3 protein-coding genes are annotated in these 2553 nt (G+C 71.4%); 1 reads left to right on the top strand and 2 read right to left on the bottom strand.

Annotated features, from left to right (window positions below; translation table 11 throughout):
* Nucleotides 1-180 precede the first annotated feature (180 nt).
* Nucleotides 181-450, top strand: coding sequence for a DUF2087 domain-containing protein (locus ACYVE7_RS32415; RefSeq protein WP_460370184.1), 270 nt, complete (start codon nt 181-183; stop codon nt 448-450).
* 11 nt (nt 451-461) lie between these two features.
* Here ACYVE7_RS32415 and ACYVE7_RS32410 read toward each other — a convergent pair whose 3' ends face one another.
* Entirely contained in the window at nt 462-1766 is a 1305-nt protein-coding gene (locus ACYVE7_RS32410) for a cytochrome P450 (protein WP_460370182.1), read from the bottom strand.
* Between the two features lie 4 nt (nt 1767-1770).
* On the bottom strand, nt 1771-2415 hold the full coding sequence (locus ACYVE7_RS32405; RefSeq protein WP_460370181.1) for a response regulator: 645 nt from the start codon (nt 2413-2415) through the stop codon (nt 1771-1773).
* Between the last annotated feature and the right edge of the window lie 138 nt (nt 2416-2553).

Here is a 2553-nt window from a genome sequence, read left to right as displayed (position 1 = left end):
CGGGCGCGGCCTCCGACGCCGAGGCCCGCGACGATCTGACGGCCGCGGGCGTCGTCCGCGATCTCCGGCTCCACCCCGGCGACGCCGCCGGGATCGAGGTGACCGTCACGCTCGCCTGACCGGCCGGGGCCGCCCGGAAATCCGTTCGTCAGGGAGCCGGGGCGTGATTAGGCTCGAACGATGACGACGTCCTGGGATCCGTCCGCTTTCCTGCGCGACGGAAGACTGATCCGGCTGCCCGCGAAGTGGAACCGGCGGCTCGTCGTGCTGGAGCGGCTGGCCGCGGAGGCGTTCGACCGGGACGTCCGCTACGACGAGAAGACCGTCAACGAGATCCTGCGGCGCTACACCGAGGGCGGCGTGATCGACCATGTGTCGATCCGCCGCTACCTCGTGGAGACGCGATTCCTGGCCCGCGACACCGCCACCGGCCACTACTGGGTGCCGTAGCCCCCCGCTGGTCAGACGGTGTACTCCAGGCGTTTGATCCCGTTGATGAACCCCGACAGCAGCCGGTCCGGCGGACGGGTGGAGCGCAGGCCCGGCGCGCGGGTGTAGAGCTCGCGGAGCATCACCGAGATCTCGCGGCGGGCGAGGTTCGCGCCGAGGCAGAAGTGCGGTCCGGGACCGCCGAACCCGACGTGCGGGTTGGGCTTGCGGGTGATGTCGAACCGGTCGGGGTCGGTGAACACGGCCTCGTCGCGGTTGGCGGAGTTGTAGTAGAGCAGCACCTTGTCGCCCTGGCGCAGCGGATGGCCGTTGAGCACGTGGTCGCGGGTCAGGGTGCGGCGGAACTGGATGACCGGGGTGGAGTAGCGGACGATCTCCTCCACGGCCGTCGGCAGATGCGTGTCGGGGTCGGCGACGAGCAGGGCCCGCTGGTCGGGGTTGAGGGTCAGCAGTTTCAGCCCGTGCGAGATCGCGTTGCGGGTGGTCTCGTTGCCCGCCGCGACCAGCAGGATGAAGAACGAGCCGAGCTCCTGGTCGGACAGGCTCTCGCCGTCGACGTTCCCATGGACCAGCGCGGTGATCAGATCGTCGGCCGGACGGCGTTTGCGTTCCCTGCCGAGCCTGCGGACCAGGAGCTGGAGGTCCATCGCGGCGTCCAGGACGCGCATCAGCCCGATCGCGGTCGTCGTCCTGGTGATCCGGGTGCCGATGCCGTACTCGGGGTCGCCGATGCCGAGGATCGTGTTGGTGTGGTGGAACACCTTGGTCCGCTCGGACGCCGGGACCCCCATCATGTCGCAGATGATCCGGACGGGCAGCCGCGCCGCGACGTCCAGGACGAAGTCGCCGGTGCCCTTCCCGGCCAGGACGTCGTCGACGATCTCGCGGGCGGCCCTGTCGATGTCGTCGTCCAGCCGGCGCAGCATCCGGGGGGTGAAGGCGCGCGAGACGATCCGGCGGATCTGGGCGTGCCGCGGATCGTCCATGTTGATCATCGAGCCGAAGAACCGGGCGAGGTAGCCGGGCAGGTCGGTGATGCTGTTGGACGCGGGTTCGGAGGAGAAGATCTCGGGTCTGCGGCTGGCCTCGACGACGTCGGCGTGGCGAACGAGGGCGTGGAATCCGGCGCCCGTCGGCATGAACGGGATGCGGAGCTCGTCGAAGTGGACGGGCGCGGGCAGGGCGCGCAGCCGGGCGAAGGCGGCGTCGCGCTCGCGGAGCGGGCGTCCCCAGAATTCGGGCCCGGCGAGGTTGATCCTGGTCGGTTCCGTGGCGGTGGTGGTCAAGGCGGCTCCCAGAACGACGTTCGGTTTCATCGAATCACGAACCGCCGGGCGTCACCAGTCCCGACTCGTAGGCCACCACGACGGCCTGCGCCCGGTCGCGCAGCCGCAGCTTCGCGAAGATCCGCGCCACATGGGTCTTCACGGTGGCCTCGCTGAGCTGGAGCCGCGCCGCCAGTTCGGCGTTGGACAGCCCGCCGCCGATCAGCTTGAGCACCTCGCGTTCGCGCGGGGTCAGCTCGTCCAGGCCCTCGGGCGCGGGGGAGGGGCGGGCGAACCGCTCGACCAGCCGGCGGGTGATCGAGGGGGCGAGCAGGGCGTCGCCGGTCGCGACCAGCCGCACCGAGGCGACCAGATGCTCCGGGGTGACGTCCTTGAGCAGGAAGCCGCTGGCGCCGAGGGCGAGGGCCGCGTACACGTACCGGTCGAGGTCGAAGGTCGTCAGCATCACCACACGGCAGCCCGGCCGGTCGGCGAGCACCCGGCGGGCCGCCTCCAGGCCGTCGAGGTTCGGCATCCGGATGTCCATCAGGACCACGTCGGGGTCGAGCCGCAGCGCCTCGGCGACGGCTTCGAGACCGTCGGACGCCTCGCCGACCACGTCCAGCCCGCCCCGGGTGAGGATCATCGTGAAGCCGGTGCGGACCAGGGTCTGGTCGTCGGCGATCAGCACCCGGGTCATGGCCGCTCCAGCGGGATCGTGGCGCGGACCCGGTAGCCGCCGCCGAGCCTGCGCCGGGCGTCGAGGTCGCCGCCGTAGACCGCGACCCGCTCACGGAGCCCGAGCAGCCCGCGCCCGCCCCTGCCGCCCGGCTCGGGA

The sequence above is a fragment of the Actinocorallia lasiicapitis genome, from assembly GCF_054778695.1.
Note: the sequence above shows the minus strand (reverse complement) of the source record. Positions and strands in the feature narration are given on the sequence as shown.